This window comes from Micromonospora costi (assembly GCF_003626655.1).
Lineage (GTDB): Bacteria > Actinomycetota > Actinomycetes > Mycobacteriales > Micromonosporaceae > Micromonospora > Micromonospora costi.
Genome location: NZ_RBAN01000004.1, coordinates 225,749 through 242,871, shown reverse-complemented (window position 1 = coordinate 242,871; position 17,123 = coordinate 225,749). Strand labels below are relative to the sequence as shown.

At 73.3% G+C, this 17,123-nt stretch carries 16 protein-coding genes; 8 read left to right on the top strand and 8 right to left on the bottom strand.

The features are described 5' to 3' along the window. The first annotated feature begins 18 nt into the window (after window positions 1-18). The 4 genes from D7193_RS22915 (at window position 19) to D7193_RS22900 (ending at window position 4,278) form a co-directional block, all read left to right on the top strand. Complete coding sequence (locus tag D7193_RS22915) at window positions 19-1,314, top strand: lysine N(6)-hydroxylase/L-ornithine N(5)-oxygenase family protein (RefSeq protein WP_120781609.1); 1,296 nt, start codon at window positions 19-21, stop codon at window positions 1,312-1,314. Continuing rightward, window positions 1,311-1,892, top strand: a complete 582-nt coding sequence (locus D7193_RS22910; RefSeq protein ID WP_120781608.1) for a GNAT family N-acetyltransferase — start codon at window positions 1,311-1,313, stop codon at window positions 1,890-1,892. Before D7193_RS22915 ends, D7193_RS22910 begins: the two co-directional genes overlap by 4 nt. After that, entirely contained in the window at window positions 1,889-3,709 is a 1,821-nt protein-coding gene (locus D7193_RS22905; RefSeq protein ID WP_120781607.1) for an IucA/IucC family protein, read from the top strand. Before D7193_RS22910 ends, D7193_RS22905 begins: the two co-directional genes overlap by 4 nt. 68 nt (window positions 3,710-3,777) lie before the next feature. Further along, window positions 3,778-4,278 (top strand): anthrone oxygenase family protein, encoded by a 501-nt coding sequence (locus tag D7193_RS22900; protein ID WP_120781606.1) that lies wholly within the window; start codon window positions 3,778-3,780, stop codon window positions 4,276-4,278. Between the two features lie 46 nt (window positions 4,279-4,324). Here D7193_RS22900 and D7193_RS22895 read toward each other — a convergent pair whose 3' ends face one another. The 3 genes from D7193_RS22895 to D7193_RS22885 all read right to left on the bottom strand — a co-directional run bounded on the left by D7193_RS22895 (window position 4,325) and on the right by D7193_RS22885 (window position 7,578). Beyond that, complete coding sequence (locus tag D7193_RS22895; protein ID WP_120781605.1) at window positions 4,325-4,810, bottom strand: GNAT family N-acetyltransferase; 486 nt, start codon at window positions 4,808-4,810, stop codon at window positions 4,325-4,327. An 81-nt stretch (window positions 4,811-4,891) separates the two neighbouring features. Next, window positions 4,892-5,908, bottom strand: a complete 1,017-nt coding sequence (locus tag D7193_RS22890) for a phosphotransferase family protein (RefSeq protein ID WP_120781604.1) — start codon at window positions 5,906-5,908, stop codon at window positions 4,892-4,894. Between the two features lie 116 nt (window positions 5,909-6,024). Further along, on the bottom strand, window positions 6,025-7,578 hold the full coding sequence (locus D7193_RS22885; protein WP_120781603.1) for an NAD(P)/FAD-dependent oxidoreductase: 1,554 nt from the start codon (window positions 7,576-7,578) through the stop codon (window positions 6,025-6,027). 198 nt (window positions 7,579-7,776) lie between these two features. Between D7193_RS22885 and D7193_RS22880 the strand changes: the two genes are divergently transcribed. Then, window positions 7,777-9,024, top strand: a complete 1,248-nt coding sequence (locus D7193_RS22880) for a glycosyltransferase family 39 protein (RefSeq protein WP_241563310.1) — start codon at window positions 7,777-7,779, stop codon at window positions 9,022-9,024. 112 nt (window positions 9,025-9,136) lie between these two features. Here D7193_RS22880 and D7193_RS22875 read toward each other — a convergent pair whose 3' ends face one another. Beyond that, window positions 9,137-10,669 carry a chitinase gene (locus D7193_RS22875; protein ID WP_120781602.1) on the bottom strand — a complete coding sequence of 511 codons (1,533 nt, stop codon included), beginning with the start codon at window positions 10,667-10,669 and terminating at the stop codon, window positions 9,137-9,139. Between the two features lie 111 nt (window positions 10,670-10,780). On the opposite strand from D7193_RS22875, the gene D7193_RS22870 reads away from it, so the two are divergent. Then, entirely contained in the window at window positions 10,781-11,194 is a 414-nt protein-coding gene (locus D7193_RS22870; protein WP_120781601.1) for a type II toxin-antitoxin system Phd/YefM family antitoxin, read from the top strand. A 21-nt stretch (window positions 11,195-11,215) separates the two neighbouring features. Here the strand turns inward: D7193_RS22870 and D7193_RS22865 are convergent, their stop codons facing one another. The 3 genes from D7193_RS22865 to D7193_RS22855 all read right to left on the bottom strand — a co-directional run bounded on the left by D7193_RS22865 (window position 11,216) and on the right by D7193_RS22855 (window position 13,302). Continuing rightward, complete coding sequence (locus tag D7193_RS22865; protein ID WP_120781600.1) at window positions 11,216-11,608, bottom strand: SCO5389 family protein; 393 nt, start codon at window positions 11,606-11,608, stop codon at window positions 11,216-11,218. 175 nt (window positions 11,609-11,783) lie between these two features. Beyond that, entirely contained in the window at window positions 11,784-12,275 is a 492-nt protein-coding gene (gene smpB / locus D7193_RS22860) for an SsrA-binding protein SmpB (protein WP_120781599.1), read from the bottom strand. Window positions 12,276-12,408: 133 nt separating this feature from the next. Next, complete coding sequence (locus tag D7193_RS22855) at window positions 12,409-13,302, bottom strand: LysR family transcriptional regulator (RefSeq protein WP_120781598.1); 894 nt, start codon at window positions 13,300-13,302, stop codon at window positions 12,409-12,411. A 93-nt stretch (window positions 13,303-13,395) separates the two neighbouring features. Between D7193_RS22855 and D7193_RS22850 the strand changes: the two genes are divergently transcribed. Together D7193_RS22850 and D7193_RS22845 are read left to right on the top strand one after the other, a co-directional pair. Continuing rightward, window positions 13,396-14,217 carry an NAD(P)-dependent oxidoreductase gene (locus D7193_RS22850; protein ID WP_120781597.1) on the top strand — a complete coding sequence of 274 codons (822 nt, stop codon included), beginning with the start codon at window positions 13,396-13,398 and terminating at the stop codon, window positions 14,215-14,217. Then, window positions 14,214-14,642: a RidA family protein gene (locus D7193_RS22845; protein ID WP_120781596.1), complete on the top strand. Its 429-nt coding sequence runs from the start codon at window positions 14,214-14,216 to the stop codon at window positions 14,640-14,642. Before D7193_RS22850 ends, D7193_RS22845 begins: the two co-directional genes overlap by 4 nt. Window positions 14,643-14,739: 97 nt before the next feature. Here the strand turns inward: D7193_RS22845 and D7193_RS22840 are convergent, their stop codons facing one another. After that, window positions 14,740-16,968: a hypothetical protein gene (locus D7193_RS22840; RefSeq protein ID WP_120781595.1), complete on the bottom strand. Its 2,229-nt coding sequence runs from the start codon at window positions 16,966-16,968 to the stop codon at window positions 14,740-14,742. Between the last annotated feature and the right edge of the window lie 155 nt (window positions 16,969-17,123).

Genomic DNA, 17,123 nt, shown 5'->3' with positions numbered 1-17,123 from the left:
GCGCCCCGGGAGGGCCGGATGACCACGCACGACTTCATCGCCATCGGGCTCGGCCCGTACAACCTGGGCCTGGCCTGCCTGACCGCACCGATCCCCGACCTGGACGGGGTGTTCCTCGAGGCCCGGCCGGGTGTCGACTGGCACCCGGGCATGTTGCTGGAATCGGCGCGGTTGCAGACGCCGTTCCTGGCCGACCTGGTGACCCTCGCCGACCCGACCTCGCCGTTCTCCTTCCTCAGCTACCTCAAGGAGACCGGCCGCCTCTACCCGTTCTACATCCGGGAGAACGTCTACCCGCTGCGCAGCGAGTACAGCGCCTACTGCCGCTGGGCCGCCGCGAAGCTGCCGAACCTGCGCTTCGGGCACGAGGTCACCACTGTCGAGTACGACCCGGCCGCCGAGGAGTACGTGGTGCGGGCCCGGGTCGCCGACGGTGACACGGTCACCTACCGCGGCCGGCACCTCGTGCTCGGCACCGGCACCCCGCCGTACGTGCCGGACGCCTGCGCCGGGTTGGGCGGCGACGCCGTCCACACCTCCCGCTACCTGGAGCACCGTACGGCGCTGCGGGCCAAGCGGAGCATCACCGTGCTCGGCAGCGGGCAGAGCGCGGCCGAGATCTACCACGACCTGCTCACCGACATCGACGCGTACGGCTACCAGCTGAACTGGGTCACCCGCTCGCCCCGGTTCTTCCCGCTGGAGTACACGAAGCTCACGCTGGAGATGACCTCACCGGACTACGTGGACTACTTCCACGCGCTGCCCGAGCGGACCCGCTACCGGCTGGAGTCCGAGCAGGAGGGGCTGTTCAAGGGGATCAGCGCCGACCTGATCGACGGCATCTTCGACCTGCTCTACGAACGAAGCGTGCCCGGCCCCGTGAACACGCGGCTGCTCACCAACACCGAACTGGTCAGCGCCGCGTACGACGCGACCGCCGGGGCGTACACCCTGGGGCTGCGCCACGTCGAGCAGGAGCGCGACGTCACGCTCCGCACCGAGGGCCTGGTGCTCGCCACCGGCTACCGCTACCGGACCCCGGCGTTCCTGGAACCGGTGCGCGACCGGATCCGCTGGGACTCCCACGGCCGCTTCGACGTGGCCCGCAACTACAGCATCGACCACACCGGGCGGGGCATCTTCCTCCAGAACGCCGGCACCCACACCCACAGCATCACCTCGCCCGACCTCGGCATGGGCCCGTACCGCAACTCCTGGATCATCCGCGAGCTGCTCGGCCGGGAGCACTACCCGATCGAGAAGAGCATCACCTTCCAGGAGTTCGGGGCACCCGCGGGGATGACGTCGTGACCGCGTTCACGAGGACCGACCCGCGCCTCGGCGAGTTCACCCTGCGGCCGGTCGACCCGGACGCCGACGCCGCGCTGCTGCACCGCTGGGTGACCCACCCCAAGGCGGCGTTCTGGCTCATGCAGGACGCGGACGTGGTTCGCGTCGCCGAGGAGTACCGGCGCATCGCCGCCCACGCGCACCACGACGCCTACCTCGGGCACTGGCGGGGCCGTCCCGCCTTCCTGGCCGAACGCTACGACCCCGCGCACGTCGAGTTGGTGGGGCTGCACGACGCGCGCCCCGGCGACGTGGGCATGCACTTCCTGTGCGCGCCCACCGACACCCCCGTGCACGGATTCACCCGTGCCGTGATCACGACGGTCATGGCCTGGCTCTTCGCCGACCCGGTCACGCGCCGGGTGGTGGTCGAGCCCGACGTCCGCAACACCGCGGTCCACGCCCTCAACGCCGCCGTCGGCTTCGAGGTCGTCGGCACCGTCACCAAACCCGAGAAGGACGCCCTGTTGAGCATCTGCACCCGCGCCCGCTTCCACGCCGTCACCGGCGTGTCCGACCCGGACGGAGTTCCGGCGTGACCGCGTTCGACTTCGTGGCCCACCTCACCCCGGCGCACTGGGCCCGCGCCAACCGGCTGCTGGTCCGCAAGGCGCTCGCCGAGTTCGCCCACGAACGGCTGCTCGACCCGGTGCCGGCGGACGCGCCCGCCGGCGCCGACGCGCCCGCCGACGGCCTGTCCTGGTACGCCGTCACCAGCGACGACGCGGCGGTCACGTACCGGTTCGCGGCCCGGGTACGCACGCTGGCGCACTGGCAGATCGACGCCCGGAGCATCGTCCGGCACCGCGGCGACGACGAACTGCCCCTCGACGCCGTCGACCTGATCGTCGAGCTGCGCGACACGCTCGGGCTCTCCGACCGCGTCCTGCCCGTCTACCTGGAGGAGATCACCTCCACCCTGGCCGGCACCGCGTACAAGCTCGACCGGCCGCCTGTCACCGCCAAGGAACTGGCCGGCGCCGACTTCCAGACCATCGAGACCTCGATGACCGAGGGCCACCCATGCTTCGTGGCCAACAACGGCCGGCTCGGCTTCGGCATCGACGAATACCACCGGTACGCCCCGGAGGCCGCCCGCCCGGTCCGGCTGGTCTGGCTGGCCGCGCACCGCGACCACGCCGCGTTCAGCAGCGCCGCCGACATCGACTACGAGACCCTGGTCCACGGAGAACTCGGCGCGGAGACGCTGTCCCGCTTCGCGGACGTCATGGCCGGCCTCGGCCTCGACCTCGCCGACTACCTGCTGATCCCCGTCCATCCCTGGCAGTGGCGGCACAAGATCTCCGTCACCTTCGCCGGCGAGGTCGCCCAACGCCGGCTCGTCCACCTCGGCCCCGGCCCGGACGAGCACCTCGCCCAGCAGTCCATCCGGACGTTCTTCAACCTCACCGAGCCGGGCCGCCACTACGTCAAGACCGCGCTCTCGGTGCTCAACATGGGCTTCATGCGGGGCCTGTCGGCCGCGTACATGGCCGGCACCCCGGCCATCAACGACTGGCTCGCCGACCTGATCGCCGGGGACGAGGTCCTCGCCGCGACCGGGGTCACCGTCATCCGGGAACGGGCCGCGGTCGGCTACCGGCACCGGCAGTACGAGGCGGCCACCGACCGGTACTCCCCGTACCGGAAGATGCTCGCCGCGCTGTGGCGGGAGAGCCCGGTGCCGGGCCTGGCGCCCGGCCGCCGGCTGGCCACCATGGCCGCGCTGCTGCACGTCGACCGCGACGGCGGCTCCCTCGCGGCCGCGCTCGTCGACCGTTCCGGGCTGGCGCCGGAAGCGTGGCTGCGCCGCTACCTCGACGCCTACCTGACCCCGCTGCTGCACGCCTTCTACGCCCACGACCTGGCCTTCATGCCGCACGGCGAGAACGTGATCCTCGTGCTCGACGAGCGGGACACCGTCGAGCGGGTGATCCTCAAGGACATCGCCGAGGAGATCGTGGTGATGAGCGCCGACCGGCCGCTGCCACCGGAGGTCGAGCGGATCCGCGCCGACGTCCCCGAGGAGATGAAGTTGCTCTCCATCTTCACCGACGTGGTGGACTGCTTCCTGCGCCACCTCGGCGCCGTGCTCGCCGAGGCCGGCACCCTTCCCGAGGACGCCTTCTGGCGTACGGTGGCCGCCTGCGTCGCCGACTACCTGGCCGGCGTCCCGCACCTGGCCGAGCGGGCCCGGCGCTACGACCTGTTCGCCCCGGAGTTCGCCCTGTCCTGCCTCAACCGCCTCCAGCTGCGGGACAACCAGCAGATGGTCGACCTCGCCGACCCGTCGGCCGCGCTGCAACTCGTCGGCACGCTGCCCAACCCGCTCGCCCCGTACGCCCCGGGCCGGTGAGACGGACGCGTATGTGAGCGATGCGGCGGCGCATGGCCGGCCCGGCGCGTGCCCCGTTGAATGGGGCCATGAACGCACTGCGCACCCTGAGCCTGCTCGCCGCGACGGTGACCATGGGCCTGATGGCCGGCCTCTTCGCGGCCTTCGCCTACTCCGTCATGCCCGGCCTGTCCCGGGCCGACGACCGGACGCTCGTCGTGGCGATGCAGCGCATCAACGAGTCCATCCTGAACGGTTGGTTCTTCGTCTGCTTCTTCGGCGCGCTGCTCCTCACCGCGGTGGCGGCGGGCCTGCACCTGGGCGCCGGGTGGCGTGGCGCCCTGCCGTGGATCGTGGCGGCGCTGGTGCTCTACCTGGTCGTCCTCGTGGTGACGATGGCGGCCAACGTCCCGCTCAACGACGCGCTCGCGCGCGCCGGCGACCCGGACCGGCTCACCGAAATCGCGGCCGTCCGGGACCGGTTCGCGCCGGCCTGGATCCGGTGGAACCTGCTGCGCGCGGCCGCCTCGACGGCCGGGTTCGGGCTGCTCACCTGGGCCCTGGTGCTGCACGGCCGGGTCTCCGGCTGACCGGCCGCCCCGCCGCCGCCAGCCGCCGGCGGCGGGGTGCGGGTGGTCAGAACTCCTGGTACATGACGTGCAGGCCGACCCGGCCGAGGGCCGGGTGCCGGAACGCGCCGGGCACCGTACCGACCACGGCGAAGCCCTCCCGCCGGTACAGCTCGACGGCCGCCCGGTTCGTCTCGACCACCGCGTTGAACTGCATACCGGCGTAGCCGCGCCGGCGTGCCCAGCCCAGCGCATCCCGGCACAGGGCGGTGCCCACACCCCGGCCGCGCGCGTCCGCCGCCACCATGAAGCTCGCCGTGGCGACGTGCGATCCGGGCCCCGGCCGGTTGGTGCCCATCTTCGCCGTGCCCAGCACGCGGTCACCGTCGACGGCCACGACCGTCCGGCCGGGTGGCGCCTCCACCCACATGCCGTACGCGTCGTCGGCGCTCAGCGCCGGGTCGTACGGGAACGTCTCCTGCGCCCGGACCACGGCCTCGATGATCGGCCACACCTGCGCCCAGTCCTGCGACGCGAACTCGCGAATCTGCACGGCGAGGCACCCTAGGCGTCGCCGGGCGAGGTCGGCAACGCGTTTCCCGCCGGCCCGGGTCGGTGCGGTGACGGTGCCGCCTCAGTCCCGCGCGAGGTCGGCCAGTTCCCGCCGCAGCAGGTCGGCCAGCGCCGTGTGCCGTTGCGGGTGGCTGTCCGGCGTCATGCCCCGGCTGGGCCCCTCCACGTTCATGACCAGGTACAGGTGCATCCGGTAGAGGCCGAGCCGGCGGCGGGCCCCGTCGTCCAGGTCGAGCGGCCCGGCGACGTCGCGGTAGCCGCGCACCGTCGGGTGGTCCGGCTCGTCCTCGACCCGGCGGAACAGCAACGGGGAGGTCAGATCCAGCAGCGGGTCGCCGTAGAGGAACCGTTCCCCGTCGACCAGGCCCGCGAGCCGTAGCCGGCCGTCGGGGCCGGGCGCGGCGAGGACGTTGCCGTCCCAGCAGTCGAAGTGCAGCAGCGCGGGGTGGCGCACCACGCCCAGCGCCGGCGCGTGCCGCCGGACCAACGCGCGGATCCGCCCCGGCTCGGCCGGCAACTCCACCTCCCAGTCGGCGGCGTCGGCGAGCAGGTCGTCCACCATGGCGGCGAACGCCTCCGGCCACGTCGCCGCGCACGGCCGCTCGCCGTCGTCGTAGCCGAAGCACGGGCCGGTGATCCGGTGCAAGGTGGCGAGCGCACGCCCGGTCGCGAACCGGACCGGGCCGTCGTCGGCGTCCCCGTCGGCCGCCAGGTCGGCCAGCGACCGGCCGGGCAGCAGGCCGGTGACCAGCCACTCCCCGTACGCCGGGTCGCGGCCGTGGTGTAGCACGGGCGGCACGGGCACGTCCGGGGCGCGCGCGGCCACCAGCCGGAAGTAGCGGGCCTCCGCCGCGCAGAGACCCCGTTCGTAGCGCAGCAGCCGCGCGCCCTCCGGCGGCGCGACCTTCAGCACCACCTCGCGGCCGTCGTCGAGGCGTACCCACCAGACGGCGGCGAAGCCGCCACCGTGCAGCGGCCCGCAGTCGGCGACGCCGGCCCGCGGCCCGAACGAGGCGTGGACCAACCGGGAGACGTCGGTCTGCGTGAGCGGGCGCTGGGTCGGGCTGGGCGCGCTCACCCGACGCCGCCCGGCCGCGCCCGTACCGGTCCCGTCGAGATCCGCGACACGCCGGCCAGGCTAACCCGCCGACCGCCCGCCCGCGGCCCCGGTCGCGCTCCGCACGGCGCGCGCGGTCAGACCAGCGGCGCCTGCGCGGGCGGCTCCGTCGCGGCCCGGACGCCGTCGCGTGCCCCGGTCGCGCCCCGGATGGTCCGGCTCGGCATGATCGGCGCGTCCCGGCCCGTCCCCTGGCCAGGCCGCGCGGTCCGGCTCTGCTCGTGGTAGTCCTCCTCGACGTTCACCGACCACACGTCGTGGGCGGTTCCGTCGACGATGTTCTCGACCGTCAGCATGGCCGTCAGCATCGAGTGGTCCTGGTTGTTGTAGCGGTGCATGCCGTTGCGCCCCACGGGGTGCACGTTCGGCACCTCGCGGGCCAGCCAGCGACGGACCACCTCGACGTTGTGCTGGTACCGCTCGTCGTACACCGGGTAGGCCTTGGGCATCCGTACCACGTATCCCGCCTCGACCGCGCCAGGCCTTGCCAGGCCGAGCCGCTCCAGTTCGGCGGTCGCCAGCGACACCAGGTCGTCGTCCGTCCGGCGCCACATCTCGTCGCCCTCGAACACGAAGTACTCCAACCCGAGGCAGGTCCGCCCGTCCTTCACGAGGTACGGCGACCACGAGCCGAAGTTCTGGATCCGGCCCACCCGGACCGCCGGGTCGTGGATGTAGATCCAGTTGTCCGGGAAGGAGAACCGGGCCGGGAGCACGAGCGCCACCGTGAGGAAGTCGCGGTGGCGCAGGTCGGCGGCGCACTCCCGCACCTCGGGCGGGGCGACCGGACGCAGGGCGGCCACCAGCTCCGGCAGCGGCATGGAGGAGATCACGTGATCGGCGGGCACGGACCGCTCGCCGCTCACACCGTTGACCGTCACCGCCACGGCCCGCCGCCGCGCCGGGTCGCGGTGCACCGTCGTCACCCAGGTGCCCGTGTCGAGCTGACCGCCGCGGGCGCGCACCTCGTCCGCGCAGCGCTCCCACATCATCCCCGGGCCGTACTTCGGATACTGGAACTCCTCGATGAGACTCGTCACGTCGATGCGGTGGCGGCGGGGCAGCAACGCGTTGCGCACCGCCGTGGCCAGCGACAGGTTCTTGATCCGCTGCGCGGCCCAGTCGGCCCGGAGCTGGTCGGCGGGCATCCCCCAGACCTTCTCGGTGTACGTCTTGAAGAACATCGAGTACAGGCGCCAGCCGAACCGGGCCGACACCCAACCCTCGAAGTGCGACTGGTCCCTCGGCGGCCGCAGTCGGGCGCGGGCGTACGAGCCCACGCAGCGGGCCGCCTCCCACACGCCCAGGTTGCGCAGGGCGTTGCCCGCGCTGAGCGGGTAGCGGTACAGCGCACCCCGGTAGAAGATCCGGCTCATCCGGGGCCGCAGCAGGAAGTCCTCGGCCGGCAGGATCTCGTGCCAGAACGCCTCCACCCGGCGCACCTTCGTGAAGAACCGGTGCCCGCCGATGTCGAAGCGCCAACCGTCGCGCTCCACCGTCCGGCTGATCCCGCCGACCACCTCGTCGGCCTCGAACACCCGTACCGGCTCGCCCCGGCGCAGCAACTCGTACGCGGCCGTCAGCCCCGCCGGCCCCGCCCCGATGACCACCGTCCCGTGCTGCTCGCCCATCCGCCGCGCTCCCTGTCCGGGGCTGCCGTTGAGCGCGCCGCGTACCCCTTATCCGGCCGAACTCACCCGCTCACCCGGCGGATCCCGGGAACGCCGCCGCGAATCACCGGGTCGAGTGAGGTTCGGCGGTGCGGTGGCGGGCACACGCCACGCGTTCGCGGCCTCGGGGGTCGGCCGCGGGCCGCGGGAGCATCCGAGATGATCGACCAGTGGGGGAGCACCACCGGCGTACGGCGCCGCGTGGCGCGCCCGCGCACCCGGCTCGCGGCGGCCGGCGCGTGGATCGCCCGGCTCGGTCGGCGGGTGCCGGCGCCCTGGCCGTACGTCCTCGCGCTCTTCGTCGGATCGAAGCTGCTGCTCACCCTCGTCGCGTTGGTGGTGCTGCACGCCTGGGACGGCGTCCCCGGCATCCCGCCGGCCGAGGACGCGCTCATGTGGCAGCAGCAGCAGGACATCTCCGGGCACCGGTGGTACTCGTTCTGGTTCGCCTGGGACTCGATCATCTACCTGCGGCTCAGCGAACTGCCGTTGACGGGGCCGTGGCACGACTTCGGGTTCCCCTTGCTCTACCCGTTCCTGGCCCGCGCGCTCGGCGCCGTGCTCGGCGGGAACAACGCTCTCGCCCTGTTGCTGATCAGCAACGTCGCGTTCCTGCTGCTGCTGCGGTACGCGTACGGGCTGGGTCAGCGGCTGCTCGGCGACGACGCGGCCGCCCGGCGGTTCGTCCGGTACCTGGTGCTCATGCCGGCGGCCTTCCTGTTCCAGGCCGCGCTGACCGAGTCGCTCTTCCTCTGCCTGGTGCTCGCCGCCTTCCACTACGCCGAGCGGCGGCGGTGGCTGGTCGTCGGCGTCCTCGGGTTCCTCCTCGCGCTCAGCCGGTCCGTCGGCATGTTCGTGGCCATACCGCTCGCCGTGCTGCTCGTGCAGCAGCACGGCTGGCGGCTGCGCCCGCGCGCGTGGCCGCACTACGTGCGGACCGGGTGGCCGTTGCTGCTGCTTCCCGCCGGCTGGTTCACCTTCATGGCGTTCTGCCGCTGGCGGGGCGGCGACTGGTTCGCCTACCAGCACGCGCAGGAGACCGGCTGGGGAATCCGGGTGCAGAACCCGTTCGGGGTGCTGGTCGGCGGCCTGTTCGGGCCGGCCCTGGACGCCGCCCGGGCGTGGTTCACGCTCGCGGTGCTGGTGGTCCTCGTGGTGGGGCTGCGCCGCCGGAATCCGGCGTACCTCGTCTACGGCCTGCTCGTGGTGCTGGTGCCGCTGTCGATGGGCCCGCCGGTCTTCAAGAGCCTGCTGCGGTACCTCCTCGCCGCGTTCCCGGTGGGCCTCGTCCTGGCCCGGTGGACCCGCAACGCCACCGTCGACGTGTGGCTGACGGCCGTCCTCGCCCTGCTCCAGGGAGCCCTGTTCGTGCTCTGGCTGAGCTACTGGACGCACGTGGTGATCTGATCCCGCCGCGCGCCGCCCGCCCACCGCCGGTGATCAAGAGGTTTGCGTCAGGATCCGGCGCGCGGGCGACGCAAACCTCTTGATCACCGGGGCGGGGTGGGCCGGGGTGGGGTCAGGGTAGTGACCGGAGGAAGGGGCCGTGGTTGAGGCGGAACTCCCAGTTGTAGTACCGGTCCCAGTTGATCGACCAGGTCATGAGACCGCGGAACGCGGGGTTGGTCCCGCTGCGGGGAGTGTAGCTGCCGCAGCTCTGACCGCGGACGAGGCAGGTCACCGCCGCCTGCACACCGGCCGGGGCGAGGTAGCCGTTGCCGGCGCTGACCGAGGAGGGGGCGCCGAAGGCCACCTGGTCCTCGCGCAGCGGCGGGAAGACCGCGGACGCGTTGCCGGCCACGGGGAACCCGGCCAGGAGCATGTCGGTCATCGCGACGTGGAAGTCGGCGCCGCCCATCGTGTGGTACTGGTTGTCGAGCCCCATGATCGGTCCGGAGTTGTAGTCCTGCACGTGCAGCACCGTGAGGTCGTCCCGCAGCGCGTGGATCACCGGCAGGTACGACCCGGCGCGCGGGTCCTGCCCGCCCCACGGGCCGGACCCGTAGAACTGGTAGCCGAGCTGCACGAAGAATGTCTCGGGCGCCATGGTCAGGACGAAGCCCGCGCCGTAGCGCTGCTTGAGCGCACGGATCGCCGAGATCAGGTTCACGATGACCGGTGTGGTCGGGTTGCGGAAGTCGGTGTCGCCGGGGTTCAGGTAGAGCGAGTGCCCCTCGAAGTCGATGTCGAGCCCGTTCAGCCCGTACCGGTCGATGATCGCCGAGACCGAGCGGACGAACGTGTCGCGGGCGGCGGTCGTGGTGAGCTGCACCTGGCCGTTCTGCCCGCCGATGGAGAGCAGCACCTTCTTGCCCTGCTGCTGCTTGGCCCGGATCGCGGCGACGAACTCGGCCTCGGTCTCGACGCCGGGGCACTCGCTGGCCGGGCAGAGCTGGAAGCGGATGTCGCCGGACGTCACCGAGGTGGGTTCGCCGAACGCGAGGTTGACGATGTCCCAGTCGGCCGGCACGTCGGCCATCCGCAGGTAGCCCGAGCCGTTGGCGAAGCTCGCGTGCAGGTAGCCGATGAGAGCGTGCCGCGGGATCCCGCCGGCCGGCGGGGTGGTCGGCGGCGGAGTGGTGGGCGGGGGAGTGGTCGGCGGCGGCGTCGTGGGTGGGGGAGTCGTGGTGGGCGGCGTGGTGGGTGTGCCTCCGCCGCACGGCGCGCCGTTCAGGGTGCAGTCGGTGGGTGTGCCGGAACCCGTGGCCAGGAAGCCGAACGAGACCGACGCCCCGGGGGCGATGGTGCCGTTCCAGGACCGGTTCGTGAAGGTGTGCCGCTGCGCGGAACTGGTGAGTGTGGCGTCCCAGTAGGAGCCGAGGGTGGTGCCGGCCGGCAGGGTGAAGGCGACCTGCCACCCGGTGATCGTGCCCGCGCCGCCGTTGGTGATGGTGTACCTCCCCTCCCATCCGGTGCCCCAGTCGGAGGTCTTGGCGAAGGTGGCGGTCGGGCCGGCGGCCCGCGCCGGGACGGCGAGGACGAGGGTCGCGCCGGCGACGGTGGCGAGCGCGGCCAGGACGGCGAGCAGCGGGAAACGGGCATGACGACGCATCCGGACCTCCCGGTACGAGGGCCGTCGGATCGACGGATGCACAATTATTAGGATTGTTAACTGTAGATGTCCAGAGCCGTTTCTGTCGTACCCGGACGGCAGCATGCATCCATGGCTGTCCCCGCGCTGACCCCTCACCCCGAGCAGCCGCGCTCCCTGCCGCTGCGCGAGGTGCGCACCCGGCTCACGCAGCTCGTCGCCCTCGCCGAGCTGACCGACACCGTCACGGTGGTGACCCGCGACGGCGACCCGCGCCCGATCGCCGCGATCGTGCCGGCCGGCGCCGCCCGCACCCTCGCGCAGACCCGGGCCGACGCCGACCGGCTCGCCGCGGTCGCCACCGGATGGGCCCGCCGGCTCGACGAGCTGCGCGAGCAGAGCGGCCGACGGCATGCCGCCGAGCTGCGTGCCGTCCGCGTCGCCCTGGCCCAGGCGTGGGCCGAGCTCGACCGGCGGGCCGCACCGGGTGGCGATCCCACCCTGGCCCGGCTCCGCGCCGCCCACGCCGACCTCCTGGCCGACTGACCGGTGCGGTGACGGTCTCCGTCAGCAGTTGCGCAGCTCGGGCGATTGGTTCAGCAGCTGCCCGCGCGGCGAGACGAACTCGCGGTACGCGGCCGATTCGACCGCCGCCGGCCGGAACGCCGCGACCCGATGGCAGTTCTGGAAGGCCAGCCGCACCCCGAAGTGGCGCTCCAGCCCCGCGCGGATCGCGTCGCTGGCCAGTGCCCGCAGCAACTGGCCGCGTTCGGTCTCGGTCGGCGGCGGTACGAGGTTGTCGGCCCGCTCGGCGCCGCTGGCGTCGAGGTCGTCGACGACCCGGCTCACGGTCTCCCAGGCGTACGGCAGGGATTCGCGGACGCAGGCCAGGAACTCGGCGTCGGTGACGGGGCCCCGTTCGGCCGCCTCGAGCAGGGTCGGTGGGACGGTGAGGGACATGCTGATCCTCCTTTGATAACGACAATCGTTGTCATCAACGATCGTGGAGGGAGCAGATCACGGCCTCGTCGGCCGGTCAACAGTGAGCCGGCGCGCCACTACCGGACACGCCGTTTCCCCTCCGTCTGGCAGGGCCGGCCGAGGAGCCGCCCGGAAGCCGCCGGCCGACGGTGCGTCAGCCGCGCCGGGGGTGGCCCTTGAGGTGGCGGCCCATCTCGCGGGCGATCTCCCGGTTCGCGTCCCGCTCGGCGAGGGCCTGCCGCTTGTCGTAGGACCGACGGCCCCGGGCCAGCGCCAGCTCGACCTTGGCCCAGCCGTTCTCGAAGTACATCGACAGCGGCACGAGCGTGATGCCGCCCTCCCGGGTCCTGGCGAGGATCCGCTCGATCTCCACGCGGTGCAGCAGCAGCTTGCGGGTGCGCCGGGGCTGGTGGTTCGTCCAGCTGCCGAAGCCGTACTCGGCGATGTGCAGCCCGTACAGCATGATCTCGCCGTCGCGCTCCTGGGCGAACGCGTCCACCAGCGACGCCCGCCCCTCCCGCAGGGACTTGACCTCCGTGCCGACGAGCACGATCCCGGCCTCGTACGTCTTGAGCACGGTGTAGTCGTGCCGCGCCTTCTTGTTCGAGGCGATCAGAGTGCGGTCCGGCCGTCGGGAGGCGTTCACCGGCCGAGGATATCCGCGACCCGCCTTTCCCCCGCGATCTTGCACTTTCGGCCCCCGTTTTGCACCTTTCCACCCGGAACGCCGGGGCAGAAACTGCAAGATCGCGGGGAGGGTGGGGGCCCGGAGTCCGCGGCTAGAGGGTTTTGGCGATCGTCGTCAGGATGGGGAGGAGCTCGGTCACCGCGGGGGTGTGGTGGCGGTGGGCGACGGTCGCGGCGTACACCCGCCGGGCCGGCGCGTCGTCGGGGTGCAGCCGGAGCAGGGCGAGGTCGGCCGGGGTGGCGCGGACGGCCAGCGCGGGCACCAGGGCCACGCCGAGGCCGGCGGCCACGCAGCCCAGCTTGCCCGTCCAGTCCGCCGCCACGATGTCGACCCTAGGCCGGAACCCCGGCGGCATGGCGGCGCGCATGAACGGGTCCGCCCCGCCGGCAGACCCGGCGATGAAGCAGTCGCCGGCCAGCTCGGCCAGGCGTACGGTGCGGCGCCGGGCCAGCGGATGCCGCCGGGGCACGGCGACCAGGAGCCGCTCGTCGAGCAGGTGCCGCAGGGTGAAGCGCTCGGCGTCGAGGGGCTGGTCGGGTGGGGCGCTCACGACCGCGAGGTCGGCGTCGCCGGCCAGCAGCCGCTCCAGCAGGGCCGGCGTGCGCCCCTCGACCAGGGAAAGGGCCACCTCGGGGTGTGCGTCGCGGAACCCGGCCAGGGCGCGGGGCACCAACGCGGCCACCGCGGTGGGGAACGCGCCCACCCGCAGCCTGCCCCCACCCAGACCGCGCAGCGCGTCCAGCTCGCGGCGTGCGGTGGTGAGCCGGTCCAGCACCGCCTCGGCGTGGGGCAGCAGTCGGCGTCCCTCGTCGGTCAGCGCCACCCCGCGTGGCAGCCGGTCGAACAGCACCACGCCGAACTCCGCCTCGAGCGCGGCGATCTGCCGCGACACGGCCGACTGGGTGTAGCGCAGCTCCCGCGCCGCCGCCGTGATCGACCCGTGCCGGACGACCGTCCGCAGCACGTCCAGGGCCTCGATCTGCATCCGGGAACGGTAGCCGACACATGCGCCGTACGCATGGCAGCCATGAGAACCATTCGTTTGTCGCATCCCCAGCCGGCGCCTACGGTTGCCGACATGACCAAGATCGCCGTACTCGGCACCGGGCGAATGGGCGGGGCCATCGCCCAGCGCCTGCTCGCCGCCGGCCACCCCGTGACCGTCTGGAACCGCACCGTCTCCCGCACCGACCCGCTGCGCCGCGCCGGCGCCCGGGTGGCCGGGTCGCCCGCCGACGCGGTCACCGGAGCCGAGATCGTCGTGACCATGCTCGCCGACCCGGCGGCCGTCGACGACGTCCTGTTCGGGCCGGGGGGCGCCGCGGCGGCGCTCGTGCCGGGCGTCTGCCTCGTCGAGATGTCGACCATCGGGCCGGCCGCCGTGCGGTCGGTGGCGGATCGGCTGCCGGACGGCGTACACCTCGTGGACGCGCCGGTCGGTGGAAGCGTGCCCGCCGCGGTGGCCGGACAACTCCGGGTGCTCGTGGGCGGCGCGGACGCCGCCGTCGAACGGGTCGCTCCGGTGCTGGCGGCGCTCGGCACCGTACGCCATCTGGGCGGCACCGGCAGCGGAGCCGCCGCCAAACTCGTCCTCAACGCGGCCCTGCTCATCGGCGTCGGCGGTGTGGCCGACGCGCTCACCGTGGCCCGCGCCGTCGGCGTCGACCGGGACACCGCCCTCGACCTGCTCGGGGCCGGTCCGCTCGGCGCGGCCGTCGCGCGGGCCACCGCCACCGACGCGGACTTCCCGGTGGCGCTGGCTCACAAGGACCTCGGCCTCGTCCTCGACGGGCTGGCCGGCGCGGACGCCCCACTGGTCCGGGCCGTTCACGCAGCACTGGCCGCCGCCACCGACCCGACCGCCGACATCGCCACCCTCACCACCCGGGAGAAGCCGTGAAACTCACCCTCGACAACCCGTACGACGTCGCCGCGCCGTTCGGCGACCGGTTCGCGCACGTCGCCCGCCTCGACCTGGCCGGCGGCGCCCTGCTGATCCTCGCCGGGCAGGTCGGCGTCGACGACGACGGCCGTGTGGTCGCCCCGGGCGACATCGCGGCGCAGTCCGAGCGGATCTTCGAGATCGTCGCCGGGGTGCTCGCCGCGCACGGCGCCGGGCTGGCCGACGTGCTGCACATCCGCAGCTTCCTCACCGACCTGGACGACCTGCCCGGCTACGCGGCGGTGCGCCGGCGGCTCTTCACCGGCACCCCGCCTCCGGCCAGCACGACGGTCGAGGTGAGCCGCCTGTTCCTGCCCGGAGCGGTCATCGAGGTCGAGGTGACCGCGGCCGTGCCGGCCGGGCAGGGCGGCGGTCGCGCCTGACCGACTCCGTCCCGCCGGTGTGGCGGGGTGCCGACGAGGGGATCCGCCACCCCGGCGGACCGGTCAGGCCCTCCCCGTGCCAGCTGCGGCGGACCGATCAGCCGCGGCTGGCGCGGAGCCGGCCGACCAGCTCGCGCACGACGTCGGCGAAACGGTCGTCCGACTCGCACGGCAGGTGGCCGACGATCGGCGGCGGCACGCTGTCGCTCGGCGGAGGGAGCAGCCCGCGCGGGTCCAGCTGCCGCCGGTCCACCCCCATCGCCGGGTCGTCGGCGGGCACCGGCTCACCGGGCCGGTGCGGCGAGAAGATCCAGCCACCGATCTGGTCGGTGTCCCGCCAGATGTTGATCCACCGCCAGCCCACCCGCCGGCCCACCTCCCGGAGCGCCTCCTCGTTCACGTACGCCGGAAAGAGCCGGCCGTAGAGCCGGCGCAGCGGCGTGCCGGAGGTGAGCAGGGCGATCCGCCCGCACACCACGTCCGGCAGTTGGAGCAGGGTCGCCGCGAGCAGCACCGAACCGTGGCTGTGCCCGGACAGCAGCACCAGATCGCCTCGCTGGACGAGGTAGGTGATCCGGCGGGTCAGCTCCGGCACCGCCCGCTCGGCGTAGCACGGAGGGGCGAACGGGTGGGCCGAGCGGGGCCAGAACGTGCCCAGATCCCAGATCACGCCGACGTAGCGGCGGAACTCGGCGGTGCGGTACGCGAAGATCCCGCCGATCACGAGGCCCAGCAGGATGGCGGCGATCACCCAGCTGCCGACCATCAGGAAGAAGTTGACGAGTTCGCCCGGGATCCTGAGGAACCATTCGATGGTGTCCGGCGGGTACCGGCCCATCAGGCCGAGGAGGCTCATGGCCAGCCCGAGGCCCACGAGGCAGGCGTACACCACGGTGAGCGGCTCCAGCCGCTCGGTGAACCGGGCGCGGGCGATCGTGCGCTGGACCTGCCGCACCCGCGGCACCGCCTCGGGCGGCGGGTCGGGAAAGTCGCACGCGACGATCGCCGCGGCGGCGCGGTACCGGCCGCGGCTGGAGACCACGGTGACGAGGGCGCCGATCACCAGCGTGCCCATCACCGCCAGGAAGAACCCGAGGATCGCCCACTTGTACGCCAGTGGCGGGCTGATGGCGAGGCGCTCGGCGGTCGACTGGTTCCGGTTCAGGAAGTCCGCCACCCGGTAGACGAGTTCCGCGGAGAACGCCACGGCGAGCCCGGTGGCGACCGCTGCCACGGCCGGTGTGCCCGTACCCCGCAGTGCCGCGCCGTGCGGGGACCGCTGGCTCAGCACGACGAGCCCGATGGCGGCCAGCAGCGCGGTCTGGGCCACGAAGATCCACGCCATGGTGGCCCCGTACCGGGGCAGACCGGTCTCCCGGGGCCACGGCGCCGGGTCGATCAGGACGGCCGCCACCACCAGGATGGTCAGCCCGCAGGTGACCGTACGCAGGCTGCGGGTGAGCCGGTCCGCCGCGCCGCCGGCCTCCGCCATGTCGATCAGGGGGTGGCTGCAGACCAGCACGACGCAGGTCACCAGGACTGCCCCGACGATCACCGTGAGCACGACCGAGATGGCGGAGGCGCCCGGTCCGGCGCGGGCGGCGAGCAGGCTCGCGTCGAGGGTGGCGAAGGCCGTGGCGACGTGGATCGAGCGCAGCCGCCCGACGAGCGGGGCCGAGTCCCACCGGCCCACCTCGCTGAGTTCGTGCCCGCTCAGGGCGCCGGTCGCTGGTGTACGGAAGGCGCTGAACGGGCGGCCGGGGCGCGCGCCGAGCCACCACACGATGCCGATGGCTGCCGCCGGGACGAGCGACAGCACCGCGAGCCGCGCACCCTCAGGACGCTGACCCAACCAGGAGAGCCAGTCCCGGTCGCTCAGGCACCGGGGGCTGGACATGCACCGCCAGGCGATCAGATCCAGCGCCACGCCGACGATGGAGAGCACGTAGAGCGCGGTCAGGGTCAGCCCGAGCACCCGGCAGAGCGACTTCATCCCGGTGTGCGCGCCCACGGTCTTCGGGCGCATCCAGACGGCGACGTTGCACAGCATGAACGGCAGCAGGAACACCAGCGACAACGTGCGGACCGCCGTGCCGGAGGGCAGGTCGCTCCAGCGGTACGCCTCCAGCGTCACCCCGGCCGGACCCGTGCTGTCCGGGTAGCCGGGGCGCGGCCGGTAGAAGCCGCCGTTGGCATCGCCGGCCACCTGGTGCGCGTGCGGCCGGTCCAGCACCGTCTCGGCTGCCGCGCCGGACACCCCGTGCACCCGGAGCTCCACCACCTCGCCGGACGACGGCCCGGTCGACGACGCTGGCGTTCCGAACATCGGCCCCCCGAGGTGTCTGCGCAGCCCGGCCCGGGGCACCCGGCCCGGCCGACGCCCGGCCCCGGTTACCCGCCCGGACGCGCGCCAACCATCGGGGTCGTGGCACCGTCGGCCGGGTCCCAGCGGCGGGGACGGGTGTGACCACGGGCGACGGG